Origin of the sequence: Nocardiopsis sp. NPDC058631 (genome assembly GCF_042716955.1) — a bacterium.
In the GTDB taxonomy this organism is placed as follows: Bacteria; Actinomycetota; Actinomycetes; order Streptosporangiales; family Streptosporangiaceae; genus Nocardiopsis.
In genome coordinates this window covers 24,688-48,630 of record NZ_JBHXQY010000049.1, presented here as the reverse complement: position 1 = coordinate 48,630, position 23,943 = coordinate 24,688, and the positions used below count along the sequence as shown (strand labels likewise).

Here is a 23,943-nt window from a genome sequence, read left to right as displayed (position 1 = left end):
GGGGTGTAGTTCCGCTTCAACGTCTGACCCGGCGCACCGGCCCGCAGCACGGGTGAGGGGCCGCGTCCCGCCGTGACCACGGCGGAACGCGGCCCCTCACGTCCTGTCGGCCGCCTCCGCGCCCGGTGCAGGTGCGGGGGACCCCTCCTGGGCCCGCAGGCGGGCCAGGACGCCGAGCACGAGCAGCGCCTGCGCGGCGGTGTAGGTGAGCATCACCCAGAAGCCGTCCCGGGGCAGGTCGAAGCCGGGGGCGAACGCCCCGAGGGCGATCAGTCCGTCGGAGACCAGGAACAGCGCCCCGCCGGCCCCCGCGAGAGGGTGCACCCCCGTGGCGAGGACCGCCGCCGCACCCAGGCAGAGCCCGTACGCGAGCACGGGAACCAGCAGGACTCCCGCTCCGGGGGCACAGGCCCAGACCAGCGCGCCCACGGCGGCGGCGTAGAGGACGAGCAGAGCCCGCCGGCGGTGGAGGACGCTGCCCCGGCGCAGGGGCCCGAACGCGACGGCGTACACCACCTGCGCGACGAGGAAGAACCCCACCATCAGCAGGAACGCCGTGTCGCCCGAGGCCAGTGCCGGTGCGGTGTCGCCGAGCCAGGAGAAGCCGAGGGCGGCCGCGGTCAGGACGGCGAGGCGCTCGCCCGCGCGGACGGCCTCCGTGAGCAGGACCGCGGCGAGGACGGGCATCAGCAGCGCCTGTGTCGGACGGGACCAGGCGTCGGAGTCCGACCACTGCACGAAGAGGTGTACGGCGGCCAGCGCGCCGTAGAGGGCCAGCAGGGCCCGTGCGAGCGGGCGGCGGGGGATCATCGCGCCATCATAGGCACCGCGCGGTGCTCGTCCTTGTGCGGAGTCGTGCGTTCCGGGGACGGCGGAGGGGGCGGTGGGGCCGGAGTGGTGTGAACTGCTCCCGGCAGGGGGCTCCGGCTCCCGCGGAGGGAGATCCCGGTTACATCCCGTCAACGGTTTCCTGCCCCCGGGGGCCAGACCTTGCTCTCTGCCGGGTGACTAATCGCTTTCCGGGCCAACCGTAATTGGACTGACAGGCACAGCCCCACCATGAGTTCCATGAGTCATTGCCGTGATATGCACCTTTTGCGAAGTTCAGCCGGTGCGCGCATTGCGCTCTCAGCGGGAAAACGCGCAGTCACGGACGCCGCTCCCAACCCCCACAATGCCTCACTATAGGGATGGGGTAGACAAGGGCATGGCGGATACGCCGTCCGAGGCGGACGGCGCGGAACAGTGTGCAGGAGGCGGGGATGGCGAAGGCGTCACGACGCGGCACCGCCGTACGTGACCGGGAGGGCGACGAGAGCGAGTTCGACGCCCCCCGAACCCGACGGCTCCGTGCCGGGTCGGGCGGACGCTGGTGGGTCGGCGTGGGACGCGCCGTCCTGTGGGCGTTCATCATCGTCGTCGTCTTCAACGGCGTCTGGTTCCCCCTGCGAGGAGGGTTCGCCCTGCCCACGGCCTCGGACGAGCCCGAACAGGCCGAGGAGGCCACCTACCCGGAGACGGCGGCAGCGGCCTTCGGGCTCCGCTTCGCCGACACCTACCTCGACACCGCCGACTCCGAGGCCCGCCTGTCGGCCCTGGCCGCGTTCGTCCCCGACGGCGAGGCCGCCGCGCTCGACGTCCCCGTCGACAGCCTCACCGGGGACAACCTCACGGTCGTCGCCGTGGACGTCCACGACGACCACAACGCCTCCGTCATCGTGCGGGCCGACGTCAACGGCGAGCCCATGCGGCTGGACGTGCCCGTCTACGCCGACGGTGAGTCCCTGGTGGTGGCCGGTACCCCCGCCTTCCTCGCCCCGCCCACCCGGGCCAGCCTGCCGGAGGACGTCTCCTTCGAAACCGATCCGCAGGCCGGTGAGCAGCTCACAGAGGTGCTGCCGGGCTTCTTCGAGGCCTACGCGGGGGAGCCCGCGCACCTGGAGCGCTACGTCGAAGCGGGTGTCACCATCGCCCCACTTCCGGAGAACAGTCTGGAATTCGTCGAACTGTCCGATACGACGGTGCCATCACAGTCTCCGAACGGGGATGATGACGTACGACAGGTAGCGACCACGGTCACGTGGAGCGTCCCGGCCTCCGACGGGGCCGAAGCCGGACAGGTGACGCAGAACTACCTGGTCACGGTCGTCAACTCCGGAACCGAGTGGCACGTCCGCGACATCCAGGGCGCCCCTCGCTCGTTCGGCGAGTGACGGGGCCAGTAGGCAAGGAGACGAGAAGAACCATGAGCACACCAGTCACGACTGCGGAGGACGGCGCCTGACATGCTCCCCCTGCTGTCATCCACACCGGACGTGTTCCATGCCGTCGGCGCCACCGACCTGATCTCCCTCGCGGTCGGGACGACCCCGACGGAGAACGCCCCCGACACCGGTGGCCTGGCCGACTTCCTGCGCGGCTTCTTCGGGCCGCTCTTCCTCGTCATCGTGTCCATCGTGGCCGTGTTCTTCCTGTTCACCAGGGAGATCACGCGCTTCGCGCAGTTCATCATCCTGGCGATCTTCATCGGGATCGTGTTCTACGTCCCCGGCATCATCGAGGTCATCGCAGTGGCGCTCGCCCGAGCGATGGGCGTATCGACGGAATAGGCGAGGGAGGCCGGGAACGTGGATCTGCCCACGTACACCAACATCTGGCGTATCGAGAAGCGGCTGTACAAGCTCTACGATTTCCGGCTGCCCATGCCGCTCCCGGTGGGCACGTTCGGGGTCGCCCTGGGCGTGTTCGCGCTCTGGGTGGTCCTGCTCAGCATCCTCAACGCGCCCTTCGCGTTCGGCAACGGCTGGCACCTGGTGCTCTGGGTCGTGCCCCCCGGGGTGATCACGGTGCTGGCCACACGGCCGGTCATCGAGGGCAAGCGGCTGACCGAGCTGCTCATCTCCCAGGCGCGCTTCCTCGCCGAGGCCAGGGTGTACACCCGCCTGGCTCCGGAGTACGAGCCGTCCGAGGTCCGTGTGGCGGTGCGCGTCTGGCACCGGGACCCCGAGGCGGGCCCCCTCGCCATGCCCGGGCGCGGCCGCGCCGGACGCCGCGCGGTGGAGTTCGAGGCCGAACCGGCCGAGGTCCTCGTCGAGGACACCGCCCCCCTGCGCCCCGTCCCCGAGGCCGCGCCCCCGCTGCGCGGCGTGGCCGAACCCGTCGCGTCGGCTCCGGCGCTCGTGGACGAGCCCGTGTACACCCCGGCCGTGCCCGAACGGGCCCCGGCCGAGGCCGACCCGGAGCACGGGCGAAGGGAGCGGACCCCGGTGCGCGCCTCCGCCGCCCCCGCGCTCCCCGCCGCCCCCGAGCTCCCCGTGGCCTCCGGGCACGCCCTCACCGGGAGGGCCCCGGAGGAGGCCGCGGCCCCCGCGCGCGAGGAACGCGTCCCGGTCGCCGTCGCCTCCCGCGCCGAACCCGGTGACCGCGCCCCGGCGCAGGCCTGGGACGAGGCCCCCCGCGCGTTCGAAGCCGACGAAGGCGCCACAGGAGAGCCCGGCAGGCCGGAGGGCCCCAGCCGCGGGGTCGGCCGACGCGTGCTCAACTACTTCGGGTGGGGCCTCGGCCCCGGGCGGCCCGACTCCCCGGAGGAACCCGACCGCAGCGAGGACCGTGAGCGGGACGGGGGGGAGGACGGGTTCGGCGACGACCCGGTCCATGCGACCGAGAACGACGAGCAGCGCGCCAGCGACGCGTGGTTCGCGAACCTGCGTGCCTCCTCCGGGGAGACTCCCGTCGGACTCACCTCCAAGAGCGCCTACTCCGTCGGCGACACCGGTGCCCTGAGCCGGGACGAGGTCGCCGACGCGGTCTCGCCCGCCGGGAGGCGGACCCCCGTGCGGGACCGCGGCCGCACCGAGGAGGTCGTGTCCGGTCACGAGCCCGACCCGGCGGACGAGACGCCCGCCGCGCGGCGCCTGCGCGGCCGCACCCAGGGGATCCAGGTCGCCAAGGACCTGGAGGAGCGCCGCACCGACCAGGTGCGCGAGCGGGGCCCGGGAGAACAGCGCCCCGTCCGCGCCCAGGGCCTCGGCCTTCCGGAACAGGGGACGGCACCCGCCGGCGGGGAGGGGCGCGCGCAGGTCGGGAGGGCCGAGGAGCACCCGCGCCGCCGGGACCGCCCGCACGCCGCCCCGTGGGACCTCGGGACGGAGCGCGGCGCGGAGGAACCCGCTGAGCACCCGGACCTGTCCGACTACGCGGCCCGCTTCGCTGCCGCCACGGGCCGGCCCGCGGCCGAGACCGCCCTGCCGTGGCTGCCCCCGGCCTCCGCCGCACCGGCGGAGGAGGACCGCGGGGACGGCACGGAACACGCTCCCCAGCCCGCGTCCGAGGTGGTTGCCGAGCCGGACCGCGCGCAGGACGACGACGCCGCGCGGAGCCCGAAGGAGCCCACGGCCTCCCAGGCGGCCCCCACCGCATCCGAGCCGGCCCCCGGGGCCGTCTCCTCCGAGACCCCTCCCGCCCCTGCCGACAGGGCACCGGACGCGGGCACCCCCGCCGAGGCGGGCCCCGAGCCGCAGCGCGCGGAGGACACCGCGCTCCGCGCCGGTACCCCCCGTACGGCGGACGCCGTGCCCGCGTTGGAGCTGGACCACGGCACCGGCGAGCAGGACGCCATGTCCAGGCGGCCCGAGGACGAACCGGAGGACCGGGGGCCGGAGTGGAACGCGCACATGTCCGTGCTCGACCGGCACCTCATCACCGCTGACACACCGGCGCCGCCCCGCCCCAAGTTCGCCGACGCCGTCCCCGGTACCGAGCGGGAGACCCCCCGCGACCCCGCCGAGTGGTTCGAGGACGGAAAGAGGCGCCACCCGGACCAGCCCAAGGTCGGTGACCGCGGCAACCCGGTGATCCCGGCCAGCGAACTGCGTGAGGACGGCACCGCCGAGCCCGGGGCCGCCGACGCTTCCGACACCGCCGTCGCTTCCGACACGGAAAGGGCGGCCGAAACGGTCGCGCCGCAGACGGCACAGGCGCTCCCGCAGACGGAACAGACAGAGCCGTTCCCGGCCCCTCCGGCGGTCGAACCCAAACCACCCACCCAGCTCGACCACGGGACCGGCGAGCTGGTCAGCTTCGCCGAGGTCCGCGACGAACCCGAACGCTCCGACCGCAACGTGCGCGCGGACCCCGGCGCCGAGGCGGCGCGCCGACGCACGGTCTCCGACCTGGAGGAGGCCGAGGCCGCGGCCCTGGCCCGCCGCCGTGCGGCAGCGGGGCACGGGACGGACCGGCGGTCGGCCGGACACGGCGACGAGAAGCCCCGAACCGTCCCTGCCGACGGCCCGGCGGACGTACGGCGCACCGCCGGCGCTCCCGGGGAGGCCCGAACGGACGGTGCCCGCCAGACGGGCACCCGCTCCGAGGCCGCCCGCTCCGAGATCGCCCGTGCCGAGGCCTCCGGTGTCGAGGCCGCCCGTGCCGAGCCGGCCGGTTCCGGGACCTCACCCGGCGCAGCGTCCTCGCCCACCAGGTGGAGCATGCGCGCCACCGGCGCGGTGGAGGACGCGAGGCCCGCGGAGGGGGACCGCTCCGACGCGGACGCCCGCACGGCGGGTCGTGCCGACACGGGCGAGCGCGGGCGCGCGGCGCGCGACCCCAGGGGCAACCCCAGCATGGCCGACGCCCTCGCGGCCGAGAGGGCTGGTTCGGAGGACCTGTGGTCCCACGGGGCGGGCACCCCCGCCGCCCCGCCGTCCGAGGGCGACCGGGTCGCCGGGCAGGGCACAGGGGCGCACGGCTTCGATCAGGACATCCACCCCGGCCCCGCCCCCCATGACGGCGATCACGGCGACGGCGTCTTCCACCGGGTCGCCCACAACGCCCGCAGGCTCGGTCAGCTCTTCGGCCAGCCCTCCCCGGGCGAGGAGCCCGAGCGGCCCGCGAGGGAGACCAAGCCCCAGCTGGAACTCGACCACGGCACCGGCGAGCAGGAACGCCTGGGCGACACGCCCAACGGGGTCCCCTCGCAGCGCCCCCGGCCGCCCGAACCCGTCCGGGAAGCGGAGGCGCCCGCCCGCGGAGAACCGGGCGGCAGCGAGTCCGGCGGCACCCGGGGCTGGCGCCGCCTGGCCAAGGTCGTCACCGGAGGGGCGACACCCGTCCGGTCGGACCTGCCTCCCAGCGACATCGAGCGCCTGCGCACCCCGCTCGACGGTCCGCGCAGCCTCGTCGTCCTGGGGTGCACCGGCGGTGCGGGGCAGACGGTCACCGCTCTGATGATCGGCCACACCCTGGCCGCGCACCGCGACGACCTGGTCGTCGCGGTCGACGTCAACCCAGGCCCCAACGGGCTCTCCCGCAGGGTCGGCGCCCAGACCCCGGAGACCCTGACCGCCCTGCTCGCCAACGCGGACGGGATCGGGGACTACGCCCGGATGAGCGACTACACCAGCCAGTCGGGAACCGGACTGGAGGTCATCCAGACCCTGGACGACCCCTACGTCCAGACCCTCGACGACCGCGACTACGGCCAGCTGGCGTCCCTGCTCGGCTCGTTCTACGGCGTCACCCTGCTGGACCCGGCGGCCACGGGGGTGGCGCGCGCCCTGCCGGTCGCCGACGGCCTGGTCCTGGTGGCTCCGGCCAACGCCGATGCCGAACGGGCGGTCTCAATGACGTTCGACTGGCTGGACGGCAACGGCTACCACGCCCTGCGCGCCAACTCGGTGCTGGTCGTCAACGGCGTCAGCAAGCGCAGCCTCGCCGACGTCGACGCCGCCGAGCGGGTTGCGCGGGGGCGCTGCCGGGCCATCGTCCGCATCCCGTGGGACGACCACCTCGGCTCGTCCTACACCAAGATCGACGTCGGCGCCCTGCGCCCGGCCACCAAGCGCGCCCACGGCGCGCTCGGCGGCGTCCTCGTCAACGCGCTCGTCCGGTAGGAGGCCGGTCGGCGCCCGGTCCGCGAGGAGGGCGCCGGCCGCGCCCCCGGGAACGGAACAGCGCCCGGAGCCCGCAGAGGGCTCCGGGCGCCGGTGCGCCACGGGGTGGGGTGAACCGCCGCGCAGGCGGGAGCGGGGCCCGTCCGCGCGGCGGTGGCTCAGCGTCCGGCGGGGGAGAAGTCCCGGGACGCGACGTGCTCCGGCCGGGGGCCGGAGGAGCCGAAGGGGGTGGTGCAGGCGTTGTGCACGCTGTTGAACACCACGAACACGTCCGACCGCGGATGCGGTGTGATGTTGTCACCGGAACCGTGCATGCAGTTGGAGTCGAACACGGTCGCTCCGCCCGCCGGACCGGTGAGCACCTCGATGCCGTGCTGGTGGGCCAGCAGCGACAGCGAGCTCTCGTCGGGCACCCCGGCGCCCCGGGTCTTGGGCGGGTTCCGGTGGTGGGGACTGGGGGACGGGTCCACACAGGAGACGAACGTGCGGTGCGAACCGGGGATGGCCATCAGCGCGCCGTTGTGGGGGTAGTTCTCGGTCAGGGCGATGGAGAAGCTGACCGCCCGCATCCGCGGCATGCCGTCCTCGGCGTGCCAGGTCTCGAAGTTGGAGTGCCAGAAGAACGAGCCGCCGCCGAAGCCGGGCTTGTGGTTGACGCGGCTCTGGTGCACGTACACGTCGGAGCCGAGGATCTGGCGCGCGCGCTCCACCAGACGCGGGTCGTTGACGAGTGCGGAGAAGACGTCGCTGAGGCCGTGCACCCCGTAGACCGACTGGACCGTGCCGGACTCGGGGTCGACGACCACGCGGTCGTCCCCGCGCAGAGCGGGGTCGGCCGCCAGCCGCTCCAGTTCGGCGCGGTAGGCCTGGACCTCCTCGCCGCTGACGAGGGAGTCGATCTGGGTGTAACCGCGCCGGTCGTAGTCCGCGATCTGCTCCGCGGAGAAGGGTCCGCCGTCGGCCGACCCCCACACGGTGGGGGACCTGCGGTAGAGGAGGGCTGGCTCGTGGGCCTTGCGGGTCGGGTACTCGTCCGCTGTCGGGATGTCGATCAGGAGAGTCATGGCCTGTCCCCTTGTGGGGTTCGTCCTCTCTGAGGTAGACGGCGTTCCCTACGACATGCGAACTTAACAAACGAGAAGGCTTATTTCCCGATTCGCTGATAACTCCCGTGTTTGTCGGTTGCCTTTCCGGGTACTACGGTTTCACTTAAGGGGCAAAACACATATTTCGGATGTGCATGCGCCGTCCCCTCCGGCGTCTTCGGCACCCGGATCCTCCACGCCCACCTGCCCTGCGTCACTCTCGGTGTCCGTTGGTCGGGGAGCCCCGCCATCGGCGCAGGTGGCCCCACCGCGCTCGCACCCACCGAAACACGTCGTCACCCTGGGCGATTTGAACGTGTGCTAGATCACAAAAATATGGTACAGGTATTGGAACACAAGTGGGTGTCCCGGCCCGGGGAAGCAGCGTCCGAAGCGGACGTGAATTCTCTGCCCGGGGCTGGCGCGAAAGACCGTGCTACACCACAGTGGTGGGGGCCTTGTTTCCTCGACCCGCTCAAGAGGAGAAAACGTGACCCCCTTCCCCCGTGCGGTTTCGCGCGTGATCGCGACCGCCGCCGCGGCGACCCTCGCCGCCGTTCTCGGATGGGCCGCCCCCGCGTCCGCCGACCACGTCCTGCCGCCCAACATCCCCAGCACCTCCGCGGCCCAGACACAGCTCAACTCCCTCACCGTGGCGGCCAAGGGGCCGCAGACCGGCTACGACCGCAGCCTCTTCCCGCACTGGAACGTCGTCGACAGCCCCTGCACCGCCCGCCAGGTCGTCCTGCTCCGCGACGGCCACGACGTGGTCACCAACAACGACTGCCAACCGACCTCCGGCAGCTGGTACAGCGCCTTCGACGACTCCTGGGTGTACGACGTGCCCTCCAACATCAGCGTCGACCACCAGGTGCCGCTGAGCGAGGCGTGGAAGACCGGTGCCGCGGACTGGACCACCTCCCAGCGCGCCGACTTCGCCAACGACGTGACCAGCTCGCAGCTGTGGCTCGCCACCCCGTCCAGCAACGGCTCCAAGGGCGACAAGGACCCGTCCCAGTGGATGCCGACCAACACCGCCGTCCACTGCGACTACGTCAAGTCCTGGATCAACGTGAAGTACGAGTACGACCTCACCGTGACCTCCACGGAGAAGTCCTCCGTCCAGGGCACCATCGACTCCGCCTGCTGAACGGGGTCCGCCACCGCTGACCGGCCGCCCGCACCCGCGGCCGACGGGGCCCGCCTTCCCGAGGAGGGGGAGGCGGGCCCGCTCGTGTGCGGGGGAGTGCCCGTGCGGCCGGAGGGCGGGAACGGGCCGGGTGCGACCGGAGAGCGGGGAGGGGCCGCGGTGGGAGGGCCGGCCGCGGGCGGACGCGGGCCCTGAAGCGGTTTCGCCGGAATTCTGGCGCGCCGTAACCCCGTCCGCTTCTACGGCCCCGGCACGATGCTCCACTATGGAGGCTGGCACAGGCGGCAGGCCCGGGTGCGTCCGCCTTCCAGGCGCACCCGACACGCGACGCGACCAGAAGGGCTCAGAGATGACCGGCACCAGGGGGACCCGCGGCGCGACCCGCCTCGCGGTCCGCTACTTCGACGACCGCGTGCTCTTCAGTGACAGCGAGGCCTGGGCCTACTTCCGGCTGCCGACGGTGTCGTACGAGTTCACCACCCCGGAGGAGCGCCAGGCCCTCGCCACCAACATCACCATCGCCCTCGCCGCCATCCGTATGAACGACGCCGAGGTCCACCTGCGCGTCGCCCACCGCACCTACCCGGCCGCGCAGTGGGCCACCCGCCTGGACGGCACCTCCGACTCCGGGGCCGGCTGGTACGACTACCTCGACGAGATGTACCGGCACGTGTGGGCCAAGGACTTCTGGACCAAGGAGGTCTACCTCGGCGTCCGCCTCGGCCTGCGGGGTTCCGGTACCGGTCTCGGCCTCTTCTCCCAGGTGTTCGGTGCCTACCAGCGCACCGAGGAGGCCCTCGGCATCGACGACGACGCCGTGGACGACAAGGAGATCGCCCGCTGGACCGACCAGTCCGAGCGGCTCGGCCGGGCCCTGGCCGCCAGCTCCCTGCACGCGCGCCACGCGACCTCCGACGAGATCGCCTGGCTCATCCGGCACTCCGTCAGCGGCTCCGCGGAGGAGGTCCGCCCCTCCGCGGCGGGCCGCCGCACCTGGGGACGCGGCGAGATCGAGGCACTGGTCGACGGGGTCGTCCACAACGGCCGCTCCATGCTGCGCCTCGAACAGCCCTCCGGATCGACCCACGTCGCGTTCTTGTCCTTCGCCCGCTTCCCGGACCTGATGCCCTTCCCGGACGGCGAACCGTGGCTGCACCACGCCGACTCGCTGCCCTTCCCGGTCGAGGTGTCCCTGCGGATGAAGCTCATCCCGCCCGCCAAGGCCTCCAAGGACGTCGGCCGCAAGCTCGCGCACGCCCGCGACATGGACGCGCACATCCGCGAGGCCGGGGTGGAGGCCCCCATCGCCCTCGCCGAGCAGATCGACGCCGCCCGCATGCTGGAGCACGGCATCACCAAGGAACGCCTGCCCTTCGTCTACGGCTGGCACAGACTCATGGTGTCCGCGCCCACCGAGCGTCTCCTCGTCCAGCAGGTCGAGGCCGTGGTCGAGCACTACCGCGACATCGGCATCGACGTCATCAACTCCACCGGGGACCAGTTCTCCCTGTTCAACGAGTCCCTGCCCGGGGACCGCATCCGGCTCCAGGCCTACGCCCAGCGCCAGCCGCTGCGCACCATCGCGGGCGGCATGCCCACCGCCACCGTCGACGTCGGGGACCGCGTCGACCACAGCGGCGGCGGTTGGGTCGGCCCCTACATCGGCGAGAGCATCGGCCGGGCCCGCTCCATCGTCCACTTCGACCCGATGGTCGCCGCCGCGCGCAACCGCCCCACCGCCATCGCCATCACGGGCGAGCCCGGAGGCGGCAAGACCACCCTCGCGCTCCTGCTCATCTACCAGCTGGCCCTGCGCGGCGTCACCGTCGCGGCCATCGACCCCAAGGGCGACGCCGAGTCGCTGGTCGAACTCCTCCAGAGGCGAGGCCGCAAGGCCAGGACCATGTCGCTGGGATCGGCCCAGCCCGGACTGCTCGACCCGTTCGCGTTCGGCGACGACCTCGCCGCCAAGAAGACCATGGCCACCGAGACCCTCCGGCTCCTGCTGCCCCGCATGAGCGAGGAGCGCGAGTCGGCCATGATCCAGGCGGTCGCCGCCGTCGCCAACCAGCCCCAGCCCTCCCTCGCCAAGGTCGTCGACCACCTGGTCTCCTCGCAGGGCGCCGCCTCCCGGAACCTGGGCGCGGTCCTGCAGTCCATGTCCGAGATGCGGCTCGCCTCGCTGTGCTTCGACCCGCAGGGCGAGACGCAGATCGACACCGAGGGGTGGACCACCGTGTTCACCCTGGGCGGGCTCACCCTGCCCGACTCCGGTGTGGGCCGCGACGACTACTCCTACGAGCAGAGACTCTCCGTCGCCCTGCTCTACCTGGTGTCCCAGTTCGCCCGCCGCCTGATGAACGGCCTGGACCGCCACCTGCCCAAGGCGATCTTCCTCGACGAGGCGTGGGCGGTCACCTCCACCCCCGAGGGCGCCAAGCTCGTCCCCGAGGTGTCCCGGATGGGCCGCTCCCGCAACACCGCGCTCATCCTCGTGTCCCAGAACGCGGGGGACCTCCTGAACGAACAGGTGACCAACTGCCTGTCCTCCGTGTTCGCGTTCCGCTCCAGCGAACGCTTCGAGGTCGAGAGCGTCATGGCGCTGCTCGGGGTCGAACCCACCGAGGACCACCTCGCGGTACTGCGCAACCTGGGCAACGGCGAGTGCCTGTTCCGGGACCTGGACGGCAGGGCCGGACGGATCGGCGTCGACCTCGTCTCGGAGGGGCTGCTGCGCTGGCTGGACACCAACCCCACCCGGCAGCGCCCGGGGGGCGACGACCTGGTGGCGGCCGGACACGACGGATCGGACTGACGGGGCCGGGCGGGGCCGTGCTCCGGGCGGGCCCGCCACAGGTCGCAGCGGTCCTTCGCGGACCGGCGGGCGCCACGCGGTAAAGGCGACCCGGGTGGCAGGTTCGGGGCGACCCCGGGGTGGGCATCTCCTCTTTTGTCGGGCTCCTCCCCGGGTGCCCGCCCCCGCCCCGCCTCCCGACAGACCCACCACTCACAAGGGACCGCCCATGAGTGAGGACGTCATCCGGCCGCGACCCGTCGTCGACCCCTCCCTTCCCGAGGAGCTGCGGGAGGAGGTCACCTGGCAGGCACGTGCACCCGACCGCTTCCCGCGCCGGTACGACACCGGGGCGGCCGGACGCCGGGCCCGGCTGCGGGAGGGCGGTGTCCAGCTGGTCGGGGTCGGTTTCACCACCGCCCTGGCCCTGTTCACCGCGGGGTGGTACCTGGGCATGGTGATCGTCAGCATCAGCCTGGTCGCCTACGTCGTGGCCCTGGCCTGCCGCCGGGACACCCACCCCGCGGTCCGGGCCGCGGGAACCCTCGCCGGGGTGGGAGCGGTCGCCACCGCACCGGCGTGGCTGATGGACGTCGTACCGCAGGACCCGCTCTCCGGCGTGCCGTGGGCGCTGTTCGGCGTCCTCGTCGCGCTGGTGGCCGTCGACTCCCTCACGGCGAGGCCGCAGCGGACCGTGCGGGGACCCCGGCAGCAGTTCGTGGTCCTCCCCGACGACCTCACGGAGGCGGACCGCGCCCTCCTCGCCGAGGTGCAGCGCACGATCGACCTGGTGTCGGACGCCCGCGTCGACCTCGGCGCGGACGCGCTGGACACCGACAGGGCGGTGGCCGTCCTCCGCGACCAGGAGTGGCGGATCGCCTCCCTCCTCGCCCGGCAGCGGGAGTTGCGCCGCGCCCACATGCGCCGGTGGCAGCGGGCCGTCTCGCCCAGGGTCAGGGAGGCGCTCAGGCCCCAGCGGGAGCACCTGGGCGCGGTGGAGGAGGCGGTACGCGCCCGCGTGGCCCAGATCACCGCGTACGGGGTCCTGGTGGAGCGGGCCGTGGCGGCCCACCGGGAGTGGGAGCAGTGCCAGGAGGCGGTGGACTCCACCGCCGACTACGTCGACCACCGGGTGTCCGCGGGGTGCCTCGGCACCGTCTCGGCGCACGTGTCAGAGCTGTCCGACACCGCCGAGTCGGCCCGCCGGGTACGCGACGAGCGCGTCGAACGCGTGCTCGGGGCCGATCTGCTCCTGACCGCGCCCGAGTGAGGCGGCGACCGGGCCTCCCGCGCACCGGCCCCGCTCCCGCCGGGCACGCAGGGGAGCGGGGCCGCACCCACCGTGAGCAGGGGGATGGTAGTTGTCCGGTTGCGGACAGCGAGGAGGCGGGCCTCCCTCCCCAAACCCCGGCGGCTTCTGTCACATTGGGCTGATGAGTGAAGTCCGCGAGCCCGACCGCCACCCCCACACCGACGCGGGGGAGGGCATCGAGGTGCGGGTCGCCTCCGGCCGGGGAGGGTTCGTCGAGATCCTCCACCACGCGCGGCGGGACCTGCTCGACTCCCTGGGGGAGGAACCCGACCCGGACGATTCGCGGGTGCACGCGGCACTCGCCCGCCTGTCCGACCAGGTGGACGCGGCCCTCGCCGACCACGCCAACCGGCAGCGGCGGTGGCCCTCCCGCACCGACGGCGAACGCCTCACCCGCGCCTTCCGCGCCCTGGACGAGTCGGGGATCATCGCGCGCGAGGACTTCACCTGCTGCGACGCCTGCGGAAGGGCCGTCCTCGACGCCGAACTCGGCGTCCGCAACTCCGAGCCGGGCGGAGCGGCCACCCGCGGCTACGCGTTCTACCACCACGGGGAGAGCCGCCTCGCGGCCGGCGGCGCTCCGCTGGCCGTCGGTTTCGAGTCCAGCCATCCGATCCGCCTCGCGGCCGTCGGAGAGGAGGTCGCGGAGGTCCTGCGCGCCCACGGGCTCACCGTCGACTGGGACGGTGACCCCGGTCGCAAGCTGAGCGTGCGCATGGACTGGAGCCACCGGCGCTGGGACCGGCAGGCGGCCTTCGCGGGACCCGCCGCGAACGGCGAGCCCATGGTGCGGGTCGACGTGGCCGGCCCCGGCCCGTACGCCGTCCCCGCGTGGATCACCCGCTACGAGGGGCGGGTGCCCGTCCGCGAGTTCGCCCGCATGGTCCTGCCCTGGATACCCAACGGGTTCGTCGCGACCCTGCAGAGCGACCTCGGCCACAGCGCGGAGATCACACGCGACTTCGACCTCCTGCGCGTCACCGGCGGCCCCGCGCTGTCCCGGGAGCGCGTCGAGGAGCCACTGAGCCGCTGGGCGGTCGGGGCCGCCTGGCCGGGGGAGGACGCCCGCCCCTCGCCGTCCGGACTGCTGGAGGTCAACTACGCCGACACCGAGGAGGAGGGGATGGGGTACGTGGACTACGCCGAGCCCATGCGCACGGCGGCCGCACGCCACCTCGTCCACCGGCTCACCCCGGTCAAGGGCACGTTCGCGGTGTTCTCCTCGCGGGACGAGGGGGTCGTGCAGATGATGTGGGAACCGGGGCCCCGGCTGTGGATGGAGAGCCCCTCGCCCCGGGAGAGCCTGGCCCGCGGCCGCCACGTCAGCCTCCCCGAGGCCGAGGAGATGGTGCGCGTCCTGGGCGACGAGGGCCGGGTCGCGCTGGCCGACCTGGGCAGGCTGCGGGTCACCCGCTGGTGAGACCCCTCCCGCGGCCACCCCGCGGGGACGCCGTTCCGCAACCGCCGTTCCGGGACCGCCGTTCAGGGACCTCAGCCGGCGGACGCGCCCACACCGAAGTACGCCCGCGCCCGCGCCGGAATCAGCAGCAGGCCGCCGATCACCACGTTGAACACCAGCACCAACACGTAGAACGCCAGCTGCTCGGGGTTGTAGATCAGCACCGAGAACAGGCTGAAGAACAATCCGATCGCCGCGATCCCCTGGCCGAGCACCACGGCGCCGAACACCAGGCGCGAGCGCAGCATCGTTCCGGCCGACCCGATGACCGAGTAGGACCCCCACAGGCCCAGGAGCAGCACCGCGCCCCAGCTGTCCGTGTCCCCGCCCAGCGCCTCGGCCCCGAACATCACGGTCAGGAACAGCAGGTAGGCCGCGTTGATCCCCAGCATCACCGCCGCGACGACCACCGGCACCGGCCTGCGCGGAGCGGCCCCGGCGGGCGCCCACGACCCCTGGCCGCCGGTGCCGGGAGGCAGGCCGGTCCCCGGGGTGAAGCCCGTGCCCACCATGCCCGGCCCGGTCCCCGGGCCGGTGTTCCCGGTCGGGGCGTGGTACCCGGTCCCGGGGGCCGCCGGGGGCCCGTACCGCTGTTGCGGGTAGGGCTGGGGGCCGCGAGCCGTCATCGGGTGGGGGGTGTTGTGTGCTCCGGGGAGGACCGGGGTCCCGCCCGTCCCGGGGCCGTTGGCGGTCCCGGGACCGCCGGGGAGCTGTGCGTGGGAGGGGTTCGCGCGGGGAGGTCCCGCCGGCCCGGAGTACGCCGGTCGGCCACCGGAGGTCCCGGTGTGCCCGGGCGGACCCTGCACGGGGCCGCCCGCAGTCGCCGAGCCCTCGGGCACCGCGGGGATCCCGATCACCCCGGGCACCGTCGGTCCCCCCGGAGCGCCGGGCCGCAGGGTGTCCGGGAACGCCCCCTCACCGCCCGTGGGGTTCCGGTGCGCCGAGTACGGCCCGCTCGGCCCGGTCTCCTGCCGACGGGTCACTCCTCCGCCGACACCGCCGGGTCCTGCGGGACCGTACGCGGACAGGCCGCCGCCCGGAGCGCTCTGCGGGCCGGTGCCCGGGGCGGAGGCCGTGCGCCCGGTGTGGGCGCGCCTCTCCCGCGCCAGGAGGGCCAGCGCCTCCGTCGGATCGGGGCGCCGCGCCACCTCGCGGTCCAGCAGCGCACCGATGAGCGTCCGCAGCGGTCTGCTCGCCGGGTCCCGTTCGTCCCCCGCCAGGGAGAGCGCCGGCGGCATCGGCGTGGTCAGCACCGCGCTGATGATCCCCGTGATGCTGTCCCGTTTGAACGGGGTACGCCCCTCCAACAGGGAGTACAGGGTGACGCCCAGGCTCCACAGGTCGGACGCGGGCAGGGCGCGCTCGCCCTCGAACCGCTCCGGTGCCATGTACTCGGGCGACCCGATGTACACGCCGGTCTGGGTCAGGGCGGTGCTGCCGTCCACGTTCGCGATACCGAAGTCGGTCAGGACCGTCCGGCCGTCGTCGGTGAGCATGATGTTGGCGGGCTTGACGTCCCGGTGGGTGACCCCTGCCGCGTGCGCCGCCCTCAACCCGCCGAGCAGGGACCTCGCCGCCTCCTCGACCTGCTCCGGCGGCATCGGCCCGTGCTGGTCCAGGTGGTGCTGCATCGACGCCCCGCTCAGCAGCTCCATCACGATCCAGGGGCTGTCGTCGTGTTCGAGGACGTCGTGGATGGTGACCACCGACGTGTTGCTGATCCTGGCGGTCGCCTGCGCCTCGCGCAGCGTGCGCGCACGGGCCTCGGCCCGGTCCTCCGGGTCCATGCCCTCGGGAAGGAGGACCTCCTTGACGGCCACGTCGCGCTGGAGGGAGGGGTCCCAGGCGCGCCACACCGTGCCCATTCCGCCCGCGCCGAGTCGTTCTCGCAGCTCGTAACGGCCGACGGAGGTACGGCCGGGGGTGGGCATAGGGGCGCATCCCTTCTGGGGGCGGGGGGCGATGCGCAGCCAATCTATCCAAGAAAGGCCTGACCGCCGCGCCACGCGGTGCTCGCCGCCGTTTTTCGAATGGTTCTCACTGTAATCCGGAGGGCCCTGCACCCCCGGGCGCGAACGGGAGGTGACCGAAAGTGGTCACCGCCACAGGGGGGTGATCCAGGGGGTTCCAGGGGCCTTCCGGGACAGTGACCACGGTACCGGGGCGGTGCGACGGAATCTCCGACGCGCCGACCGGACCTGGGCGGAAGAGGCCGCCCGGGGCGGAGGGAGTCCTGGTCAGGGTCATTACTGACCTTGGACATGATTCGGTGTCCGGGCGCCCTTTCCGGGGCTTCGGCGGAACGGCTTCGGCGCCGTCCCGCGCTTTCCTCACCTTTCGCCACTCAGGGATTGCGAAGCATTGCTCACGGTGACGAATCCGGTGGGGGTTCCGCTTCGCCCTCCGCTCCCACGGGGTTCCGGCCGGGCGCGTCCGCCACCGCGGCCCCGTACGGGAGGGCGGCGATCACGGGCGGCCGATCGCCGGCCTCCGAAGAGGAGGGGGCCGCGTCCAGGCCCCCCGTGACGAGCAGGCGCAGCAGCGACACCGCGCACAGGGCCGCGGCGGCCCACCCGATCGCGCGGCCCCGGGTGGTGCTCAGGACCAGGGCGACCGCGGCTCCCTGGATTCCGGCGGCGAACAGCGGTCCCCCGGCCCGGCCGACGTCGAACCAGACGTACATGAGAGCCGTCTGGAGCAGCGCCAGCACCACGGACGCCGTCAGGAGGGCGGCGGTGGCCCCGGGGCGGGGGAGGCCCGCGCCGCGTAGAACCGCGAACAGCGCGGCGTGGGCCGCGGCGAGCACCACGAGGGCGGCCGCGGCCCAGGCGGCGGACGCTGCCGCCCCGGTGGTGGCGGCGAACAGGAGGAGGGAGCCGATCACGAGGAGGATCCCCGTGGTGGCCAGTGAGTACAGGACCGCGCTCGCGTAGAGCACGGTGACGCTCACTACGGAGAGGGGAGGGGGAGCGGGCTCTCCGGGGCCGCGGGACGGATCGGGCTGGCCTGGTGACGGAACGGTCATGCTTCGGCCTCCGGTCGGGGTCGGGCGGGATCGTCTGGTGCTGATGTCGGGGGCGGGGCGGTGGGAGGGCCGGGGTTCGGTCGGGCGAGGTGACGGAGGGTCTGGTTTCGGCCGTGCGCCAATGGGATCTCGGGAGCCCACGGAAGGCCGGAGTGGAACCGGGTGTCAGTCCGATTGGTGGCAATGTGTCCACTTCTGGGGGTGAAGTCGAGTGTGATGCCCCTCATAGTCGCCTGGTGGAGAGAAAATTGTGGCCTCACGGTTTTTGGGCGTTCCGGAAGGCCGTTCATGTCTTCTACCTGCAGAAACATGGCTAATGGTGGCTTTTGTGTCTGCTGGTCTGGTGGTCGGAAGGGGGAGAACCGGAAATCCCATCGCGTTGTACCCGTCCCCCAACCCGGTGATGGCGCACCATAGAGGATGGGGTAAAGACATGCGGGGGCCCTGCGGTCGCGCGCGGTCGCGTACGGAGCTGTGTACGCGTGTGCGGGCGACCATCGCCAGGGCCCTGTGTCTGCCATCGTCACCCGCACGAACCACGACGCAGGAGCCAGCAGATGACGCATCAGCACGTCCGACGCCGGGGCTGGCGACGCCTCCTGATGACGTTCCTGATGCTGTCGGGGCTCCTCCTGCTACCGCTCAGCGGCGCCCAGGCCAACCCGCTCTGCCCGGGTGAGCCCGCGCCGCTGCCCGAATCCGCGGGCAGCGGGTCGGACGGCCTCCTGGTCCCCCCGCAGTCGCAGTCGGCCATCGCCGGGGCCCCCGACGGGCTGCCCCCCGACGCCAGCATGTACGGGCAGTACGGCACCGCCGGCCAGCAATGGCACATGATCACCGAATCGTGCATCGACGGGATCAGCAACGGCGCCCAGGCCACGCTCGCCAACACCGCGTGGGACCTCTCCAAGACCATCAACCAGTCGACGATCACCGTCTACCAGGCGGCGACGTCGGACGGACTCCTCGCTAGCTTCAACGAACTCGTCGAGAACGTGGTCGTCACGCTCCGGGAGGGCATCTGGCGGCCGCTCATCCCCACGGTCGTCATCCTGGGCGCCCTGTGGCTCGGCTGGTTCGGACTCATCCGCAAGCGGATGACCCTCACGGTCGAGTCGACGATCTGGATGATCGGCGCCACGGCCCTCGGGCTGTGGATCATGATCAACCCGGCCCAGATCATGAGCATGGCGAGCAGCCTGGTGAACTCCGGCAGCCAGCTGGTGACGAGCGCCGTGGGCCAAGTCCCCTACGGAGGAGGCTCGGGGACGTGCCCGGCGGGGGCTGCCGCGCCAGAGCGTGCTGACTGGGAATCGGAGTCTGACTTCCAGGTCAGGCGGAATGCCGACATGTTGTGGTCGAGCCTGGTCTGCCAGCCATGGGTCGCTGGTCAGTTCGGCAACGGTGACATCGCTGAGATTGCCGCCCAGGAACACGCTACGAATCTGATCGCGGCACAGGGGATCAGCCGAATTGAGCAGCAACAGATTGCTGATGGTGAAGTCGAGGCGACGCCCCTCGTGGAGGAAAAACAGGCATCATACGAAGAGATCTCTTCGAGTGTTGAGTCTTCTTTCCCCAGTGTCTACCCCCTCTTCGGGGGGCAGGACCAGGGAAGTCGCCTGGGAGTGGCGACTCTCGCACTCTTCGCATCGGTCTTTGCGGGTGGCTTGATCCTGGCTGGCTCGGTGGCGCTCATCGTGCTCAAGATCGCCTTCCTTCTGCTCTTCCTTTTTGCTCCTATTTTTCTGCTCATTGGCATCCATCCAGGGTACGGACGTATGGTCCTTCTGCGCTGGGTAGAGCTGATGATCGGGTTCCTGCTCAAACAGATCTTCGTCGTACTCCTGATCTCCCTGCTCGTCATGTGCTACGGAATGGTCATGTCCACCAGCCTCGGCTGGGGGCTGCAGATGATCCTGCTGGCACTCTTCACCGTCGCTCTGTTCGTCTACCGCAAGCCCTTTGCCTACCTCTTCACCTCGGTCAACGCGAACACCTTCACCTCGCGGATCGTGAGCGACGCCGCTCAGAGCCAGGCGCTCAGCAGGAGCGCGATGGTCCTCCCTCCCGTCGCCAACCTCAAGACGCAGGCCTGGGGGCTCCGCAGGGCCCCGCAGATCGCCGCAGGGGCGGCGGGGGTCCCCGCAGGCGGGGGAGGCGTTCCCGGAGCCGGAACCGGAGTGGAGACGGGTGTCGGCGACGAAGTTCCGGCCGACGGCGTTCCGGTGCGCGCGGACGGTGTCCGCGCGCGTGGTGGCGGATACGGGCGCGTTCGCGGGGACGGGGACGCCCCACCGCTGAACGTCAACAGGAGCAACAGCGGCGGGGTCGGGCCCCGCCCGACCGGAGGGGGGCGCGACGCGAACCAGGCGCCCAGCCTCGACGGGGCGCGGGCCGGATCGATCCCGCCCCGCCCGAGCGGCGGCTACACCGGTACCGGTGACAGCGGCTGGGCGGGCGTGTTCGGCACGGGCAACGGCAGCCGCGGTGGCTCCGAACGCCGTGACAGCGGTGGTGGCGGCTCCGTGTTCGGTGGCGGGGCCCCCGTGTCCGGGAACAGCCGTGCGGCAGGCTCCGACAGGCCCGACCCGAGCACAGGCCGGGGCATCTTCACCGGACGCGAGGAGACCCCGGCCAGGGGCGCCCTGGACGCACGCGGATCCCGCTGGGGAGCGCCCAGGGAGCGGCGCGAGCGACCCGCCCCGCAGCGCCCGGCCCGCCCCGCGCCCTCCAGTGAAGGGCGTGGCCGGGGCGACGGTGACGGCGGTTGGCTGACCGGGTCGGGCAAGAACAAGGACAACGCGCCCATCACCCCCTTCTGGGGGGAGAGCCGGGGCTCCGGCACGAGGGACCGCAAGCGCGACGTCCCCTTCTGGCTGAACGACGACTGACGGACAAAGGCCCCGAACAATGCCCAACCCTCTCCCCGAACGTGCTCAGCGGGCTGTCTTCATCGCACTGATAGCCGTGCTGGTCGTGTTCGGCCTGTATCTCAGCTTCGGCGGTTTCGGGGGCGGTGAGGAGGAGGATCCCACCGCTGCCTCTGAGGAACCCGGGGCGTCCCAGAGTCGAGCCGCCGAGCCGCCCGCCCCCGGCGGGCTGTCGACGGTGGAGCCCAGCCCCATCGACACCACAGCCGAGGAGGACGTGGACGTTCTCGACTGGTTCCCCTTCTCGGAGGAGGAGCTCAGAGCGGCGGGGACGACGGCGCGAACCTTCGCCGAGGCCTACGGGACGATCGACTACACCGGGTCCCCCCAGACGTACTACGCCTCGATGGAGGCCCTGGCGACGGACGAGTACGCCCGGGTGCTCGTGGACGCGAGCAGGGCCGGGGCCTTCTGGGACGAGAGGTCCGAGGCGGAGGCCGTCGCCCAGGGGAGGGCCGAGGTCGACTCGGTGCGCACCTACGGCAGCGACTCGATCACCTTCGTCGTGACAGCCCAGTCCATCACCGAGACGGCGAACGCCGAGTTCGACGAGGAGCTCGGGGAGTTCGCGGTCACCGTCGTCCGCAGCGGTGACTCATGGCAGGTCTTCGACTTCCAGCCCGCCGACGCGGGCCAGTTCGGGGAGGAGTAGTCCACGTGTCCCCCCTCTTCACCACCTCATCCTCGGACCGGGGAGCCGCAGGGCTCTGGGTCGGTGTCACGGCGGTGGTCGCGGTCGCCCTCACGGTCATGCTGGCGATGTTCGTGATTCCCGTCATCACCACGTCCACCCAGCAGGCAGGCTCCCTGATGGCGAGCGGGCTCGTCTGCACCCCGAACGCGGATGCGGAGCAGCCCGACGCGAGCGGCTACGCCATGGACTCCATCCCTGAGAACTATCTGGAGATCTACCAGGAGGTCGGGGAGGAGAAGGGGATCCCCTGGAACATCCTGGCCGGGGTCGGCCAGGTCGAGTCCCACCACGGGCGCTGGGAGGGCCCCGGGATCACCGAGGGGCACAACGACTGGGGGGCGGCCGGACCGATGCAGTTCGGCTCGCTCGACGGTTCGGCGGCGGGTAACAGCTGGGGCGGAGAACCCGTCCAGGCCGTGGAGGAGCGCCCGGAGAACGGGTACGGGGTCGACGGCAACGAGGACGGGATCGTTAACGTCTACGATCCGGGGGACGCCATCCCCGCTGCTGCCGACTACCTGATCGCGCACGGCCTGGAGGAAGACGTTCGGCAGGCGATCTACGGCTACAACCACGCCTGGTGGTACGTGGACGACGTGTTGGAATGGGCCGAGCAGTACGCCGGGGGGGAATTCGACACGAGCGGTTCCATCCGGACGGCGGTCCTGTGCGAGATGGACCAGACCGGGCAGTTCATCGGACGTGCTCCGGACGAACTGACCCAGGCGGTGATCGACTGGGCACTGGACCAGCGTGGGAAGCCGTACATCTGGGGCGGGACCGGCCCTGCCGGCTACGACTGCTCCGGACTGACCATGAAGGCCTACGAGAGCATCGGCGTCACCGTTCCCCGGGTCTCACAGGACCAGTGGAACTTCGGCCCAGAGATTCCCATCGGTGAGGAACAGCCCGGCGACCTGGTCTTCTTCGACGTGACCCGGGCGGGGGAACCTCCGGGACCCGGGCACATGGCCATGGTGATCGGTGACGGGCTGATGGTCGAGGCCTGGTGCACCAACTGTGGACCGATTGCGGTGCGCGAGTACGATGACCCCAATCGTTCGGACATCGTGGGATTCACGCGACCGCTTGAGCACCCGGATGTGAAAGCCCAGTTGGAGGCGCAGGATAACCGTGGTTGACGAGAAGGCACCGCCCGCCAAACAGGGGTTGCACGGGTGGAGGGCCGCCGTCGCGGTGTTCGGGTGCGGAAGCGTAGCAGCCTTCGGTGTTTTTGGAATACTCATCGGTATCGCCAGTATTTTTCTCAATTTCGCCTCGTCCGGGGTGCAAAGCGAATCGGATGAGCCTGGTGCAGGGCCAGCGGAGCAGATTGGCGAAGCTCGCTCCTCCCTCGAAGCCGGGCAGATGAATGTCTGCGAAGACAACTTGGACCACCTGACCACCATCACCACGACTCGGCAAGACGAAGGAGAGAACTTCGTCGACACCGCGTCCGGCGGCGACCCGGAAATCGACGGTGCCGAGAGGGTCGTTCGAGACGACTGCCTCTGGACGATCACCCCAAGCTCAAATTCCACTCCTTGGGACTTTCGATTCTCCTATGAGGCGGTCATAGATGCGACAGAGGGAGAAGAGTCCGAGCAGGTTGCTGCTCTGAGGTTCGAGGATATTCGATCCGATATTTCGAGCGGGCTGACTGATGTAGAATCCGAAGGAGAAGCTGAATTCGGAGATGCATCGTACTCGGTTTATGGTTCAGGGAGTCAGGGGCAGTCAATTTACATAGCCCTTGTGCAAACAAGGAGTGCTGTTTATCAGATTCGCTTTGAAGCACGAGATGATGCTCTGGTCGATGGGGTGTCAGAGAATGAGTTCGAGAACGAGGCGAGGAAAATCTCGAACTTTCTCGGGCATGGATTTGAGTTCTGGATTCCGGAGTAATTTTCGCTGAGGCTGTGGGAGGCTTGCAGGTCAGGCGACTCCGGCCATGAAGTGGTGGCGGCACAGGGTCGCGTACGATTCGTTGCCGCCGATGTGCACCTGCGCGCCCTCGTAGACCATGACCCCGTCCACCACGCGCGCGTTGTGCGTGGCCCGGCCACCGCACCAGCACCGGGCGGAGACCGGCAGGACCTCTATCTTGTCGGCGAGTTCGACCAGGCGCTTGGAACCCGGGAACAGCTGCCCCTGGAAGTCGGTGAGGATCCCGTAGCAGTAGACGTCGATCCCCATGCCGTCCACGACTCCGGCGAGCTGCCCGACCTGTTTGTGGGACAGGAACTGGGCCTCGTCGCAGATCACGTACGGAGCCTTGCGGTCGGCGACGTCGTCGTACAGGTCGAGGTGGTCCCCGACCTCGATCGCTGGGGACGCCAGCCCCAGGCGGGACGAGATGATGCCCGCTCCGGCCCGGTCCTGCTTGGTGTAGAGCACCCCTTCGCCGCCACGTGAGTGGTGCTCCTGGAGAGCCATCGTGCTCTTGCCCGAGTTCATCGAACCGGTGAAGTACTTCAGCTCCGCCATGTCTCTTCCTGGGTCGCGGGCGCCGGCGCCGTCGACGGCCCGGACTTCTGCCGTGGCCAGCTGTGAAGATATCAGCGGTCGGCCCCGGACCCGAACCACCGCCCGCCATCGGCCCCT

Annotated in this window: 16 protein-coding genes; 11 read left to right on the top strand and 5 right to left on the bottom strand. The window is 71.5% G+C overall.

All coding sequences use genetic code 11. The annotated features are described in order from the left end of the window. Positions 1–96: 96 nt before the first annotated feature. On the bottom strand, positions 97–810 hold the full coding sequence (locus tag ACFWTE_RS17450) for a lysoplasmalogenase (protein ID WP_378780503.1): 714 nt from the start codon (positions 808–810) through the stop codon (positions 97–99). A gap of 452 nt (positions 811–1,262) precedes the next feature. Here ACFWTE_RS17450 and ACFWTE_RS17445 point away from each other — a divergent pair, with 452 nt between their 5' ends. From ACFWTE_RS17445 to ACFWTE_RS17435, 3 genes are all read left to right on the top strand, one after another. Then, a complete protein-coding gene (locus ACFWTE_RS17445; RefSeq protein ID WP_378780502.1) occupies positions 1,263–2,213 on the top strand; it encodes a conjugal transfer protein in 951 nt (316 codons plus the stop codon). A gap of 72 nt (positions 2,214–2,285) precedes the next feature. Then, complete coding sequence (locus tag ACFWTE_RS17440) at positions 2,286–2,609, top strand: hypothetical protein (protein ID WP_378780500.1); 324 nt, start codon at positions 2,286–2,288, stop codon at positions 2,607–2,609. An 18-nt stretch (positions 2,610–2,627) separates the two neighbouring features. Beyond that, positions 2,628–6,887, top strand: coding sequence for a TcpE family conjugal transfer membrane protein (locus ACFWTE_RS17435; protein ID WP_378780499.1), 4,260 nt, complete (start codon positions 2,628–2,630; stop codon positions 6,885–6,887). Between the two features lie 158 nt (positions 6,888–7,045). Here the strand turns inward: ACFWTE_RS17435 and thpD are convergent, their stop codons facing one another. Beyond that, positions 7,046–7,951 carry an ectoine hydroxylase gene (gene thpD, locus ACFWTE_RS17430; RefSeq protein WP_378780498.1) on the bottom strand — a complete coding sequence of 302 codons (906 nt, stop codon included), beginning with the start codon at positions 7,949–7,951 and terminating at the stop codon, positions 7,046–7,048. 511 nt (positions 7,952–8,462) lie between these two features. On the opposite strand from thpD, the gene ACFWTE_RS17425 reads away from it, so the two are divergent. From ACFWTE_RS17425 to ACFWTE_RS17410, 4 genes are all read left to right on the top strand, one after another. Next, positions 8,463–9,122: a DUF1524 domain-containing protein gene (locus ACFWTE_RS17425; RefSeq protein WP_378780497.1), complete on the top strand. Its 660-nt coding sequence runs from the start codon at positions 8,463–8,465 to the stop codon at positions 9,120–9,122. A gap of 349 nt (positions 9,123–9,471) precedes the next feature. Beyond that, a complete protein-coding gene (locus ACFWTE_RS17420; RefSeq protein ID WP_378780496.1) occupies positions 9,472–11,937 on the top strand; it encodes an ATP-binding protein in 2,466 nt (821 codons plus the stop codon). Positions 11,938–12,145: 208 nt separating this feature from the next. Then, a complete protein-coding gene (locus tag ACFWTE_RS17415; protein ID WP_378780495.1) occupies positions 12,146–13,186 on the top strand; it encodes a hypothetical protein in 1,041 nt (346 codons plus the stop codon). A 163-nt stretch (positions 13,187–13,349) separates the two neighbouring features. Further along, entirely contained in the window at positions 13,350–14,648 is a 1,299-nt protein-coding gene (locus ACFWTE_RS17410; RefSeq protein ID WP_378780494.1) for a DUF6891 domain-containing protein, read from the top strand. Between the two features lie 71 nt (positions 14,649–14,719). On the opposite strand, the gene ACFWTE_RS17405 is transcribed toward ACFWTE_RS17410, so the two are convergent. Together ACFWTE_RS17405 and ACFWTE_RS17400 are read right to left on the bottom strand one after the other, a co-directional pair. Next, positions 14,720–16,618 (bottom strand): protein kinase, encoded by a 1,899-nt coding sequence (locus ACFWTE_RS17405; protein ID WP_378780493.1) that lies wholly within the window; start codon positions 16,616–16,618, stop codon positions 14,720–14,722. 434 nt (positions 16,619–17,052) lie between these two features. Beyond that, complete coding sequence (locus ACFWTE_RS17400) at positions 17,053–17,637, bottom strand: hypothetical protein (RefSeq protein WP_378780492.1); 585 nt, start codon at positions 17,635–17,637, stop codon at positions 17,053–17,055. 632 nt (positions 17,638–18,269) lie between these two features. Between ACFWTE_RS17400 and ACFWTE_RS17395 the strand changes: the two genes are divergently transcribed. The 4 genes from ACFWTE_RS17395 to ACFWTE_RS17380 are packed head-to-tail and all read left to right on the top strand — an operon-like array spanning position 18,270 to position 23,244. Beyond that, positions 18,270–20,606, top strand: a complete 2,337-nt coding sequence (locus ACFWTE_RS17395; RefSeq protein WP_378780490.1) for a type IV secretion system protein — start codon at positions 18,270–18,272, stop codon at positions 20,604–20,606. Between the two features lie 19 nt (positions 20,607–20,625). Beyond that, a complete protein-coding gene (locus ACFWTE_RS17390) occupies positions 20,626–21,297 on the top strand; it encodes a hypothetical protein (RefSeq protein WP_378780489.1) in 672 nt (223 codons plus the stop codon). A gap of 5 nt (positions 21,298–21,302) precedes the next feature. Then, positions 21,303–22,481 carry an NlpC/P60 family protein gene (locus ACFWTE_RS17385; RefSeq protein WP_378780488.1) on the top strand — a complete coding sequence of 393 codons (1,179 nt, stop codon included), beginning with the start codon at positions 21,303–21,305 and terminating at the stop codon, positions 22,479–22,481. After that, positions 22,474–23,244, top strand: a complete 771-nt coding sequence (locus ACFWTE_RS17380) for a hypothetical protein (RefSeq protein WP_378780487.1) — start codon at positions 22,474–22,476, stop codon at positions 23,242–23,244. Before ACFWTE_RS17385 ends, ACFWTE_RS17380 begins: the two co-directional genes overlap by 8 nt. 30 nt (positions 23,245–23,274) lie before the next feature. Here the strand turns inward: ACFWTE_RS17380 and ACFWTE_RS17375 are convergent, their stop codons facing one another. Next, positions 23,275–23,826, bottom strand: coding sequence for a thymidine kinase (locus ACFWTE_RS17375; RefSeq protein WP_378780485.1), 552 nt, complete (start codon positions 23,824–23,826; stop codon positions 23,275–23,277). Between the last annotated feature and the right edge of the window lie 117 nt (positions 23,827–23,943).

Coding starts and splice junctions, on each gene's coding strand:
- ACFWTE_RS17445 (WP_378780502.1), top strand. CDS start 1,263: ATGGCGAAGGCGTCACGACGCGGCACCGCCGTACGTGACCGGGAGGGC.
- ACFWTE_RS17395 (WP_378780490.1), top strand. CDS start 18,270: ATGACGCATCAGCACGTCCGACGCCGGGGCTGGCGACGCCTCCTGATG.
- thpD (WP_378780498.1), bottom strand. CDS start 7,951: ATGACTCTCCTGATCGACATCCCGACAGCGGACGAGTACCCGACCCGC.
- ACFWTE_RS17405 (WP_378780493.1), bottom strand. CDS start 16,618: ATGCCCACCCCCGGCCGTACCTCCGTCGGCCGTTACGAGCTGCGAGAA.
- ACFWTE_RS17410 (WP_378780494.1), top strand. CDS start 13,350: ATGAGTGAAGTCCGCGAGCCCGACCGCCACCCCCACACCGACGCGGGG.
- ACFWTE_RS17450 (WP_378780503.1), bottom strand. CDS start 810: ATGATCCCCCGCCGCCCGCTCGCACGGGCCCTGCTGGCCCTCTACGGC.
- ACFWTE_RS17440 (WP_378780500.1), top strand. CDS start 2,286: ATGCTCCCCCTGCTGTCATCCACACCGGACGTGTTCCATGCCGTCGGC.
- ACFWTE_RS17390 (WP_378780489.1), top strand. CDS start 20,626: ATGCCCAACCCTCTCCCCGAACGTGCTCAGCGGGCTGTCTTCATCGCA.
- ACFWTE_RS17375 (WP_378780485.1), bottom strand. CDS start 23,826: ATGGCGGAGCTGAAGTACTTCACCGGTTCGATGAACTCGGGCAAGAGC.
- ACFWTE_RS17415 (WP_378780495.1), top strand. CDS start 12,146: ATGAGTGAGGACGTCATCCGGCCGCGACCCGTCGTCGACCCCTCCCTT.
- ACFWTE_RS17420 (WP_378780496.1), top strand. CDS start 9,472: ATGACCGGCACCAGGGGGACCCGCGGCGCGACCCGCCTCGCGGTCCGC.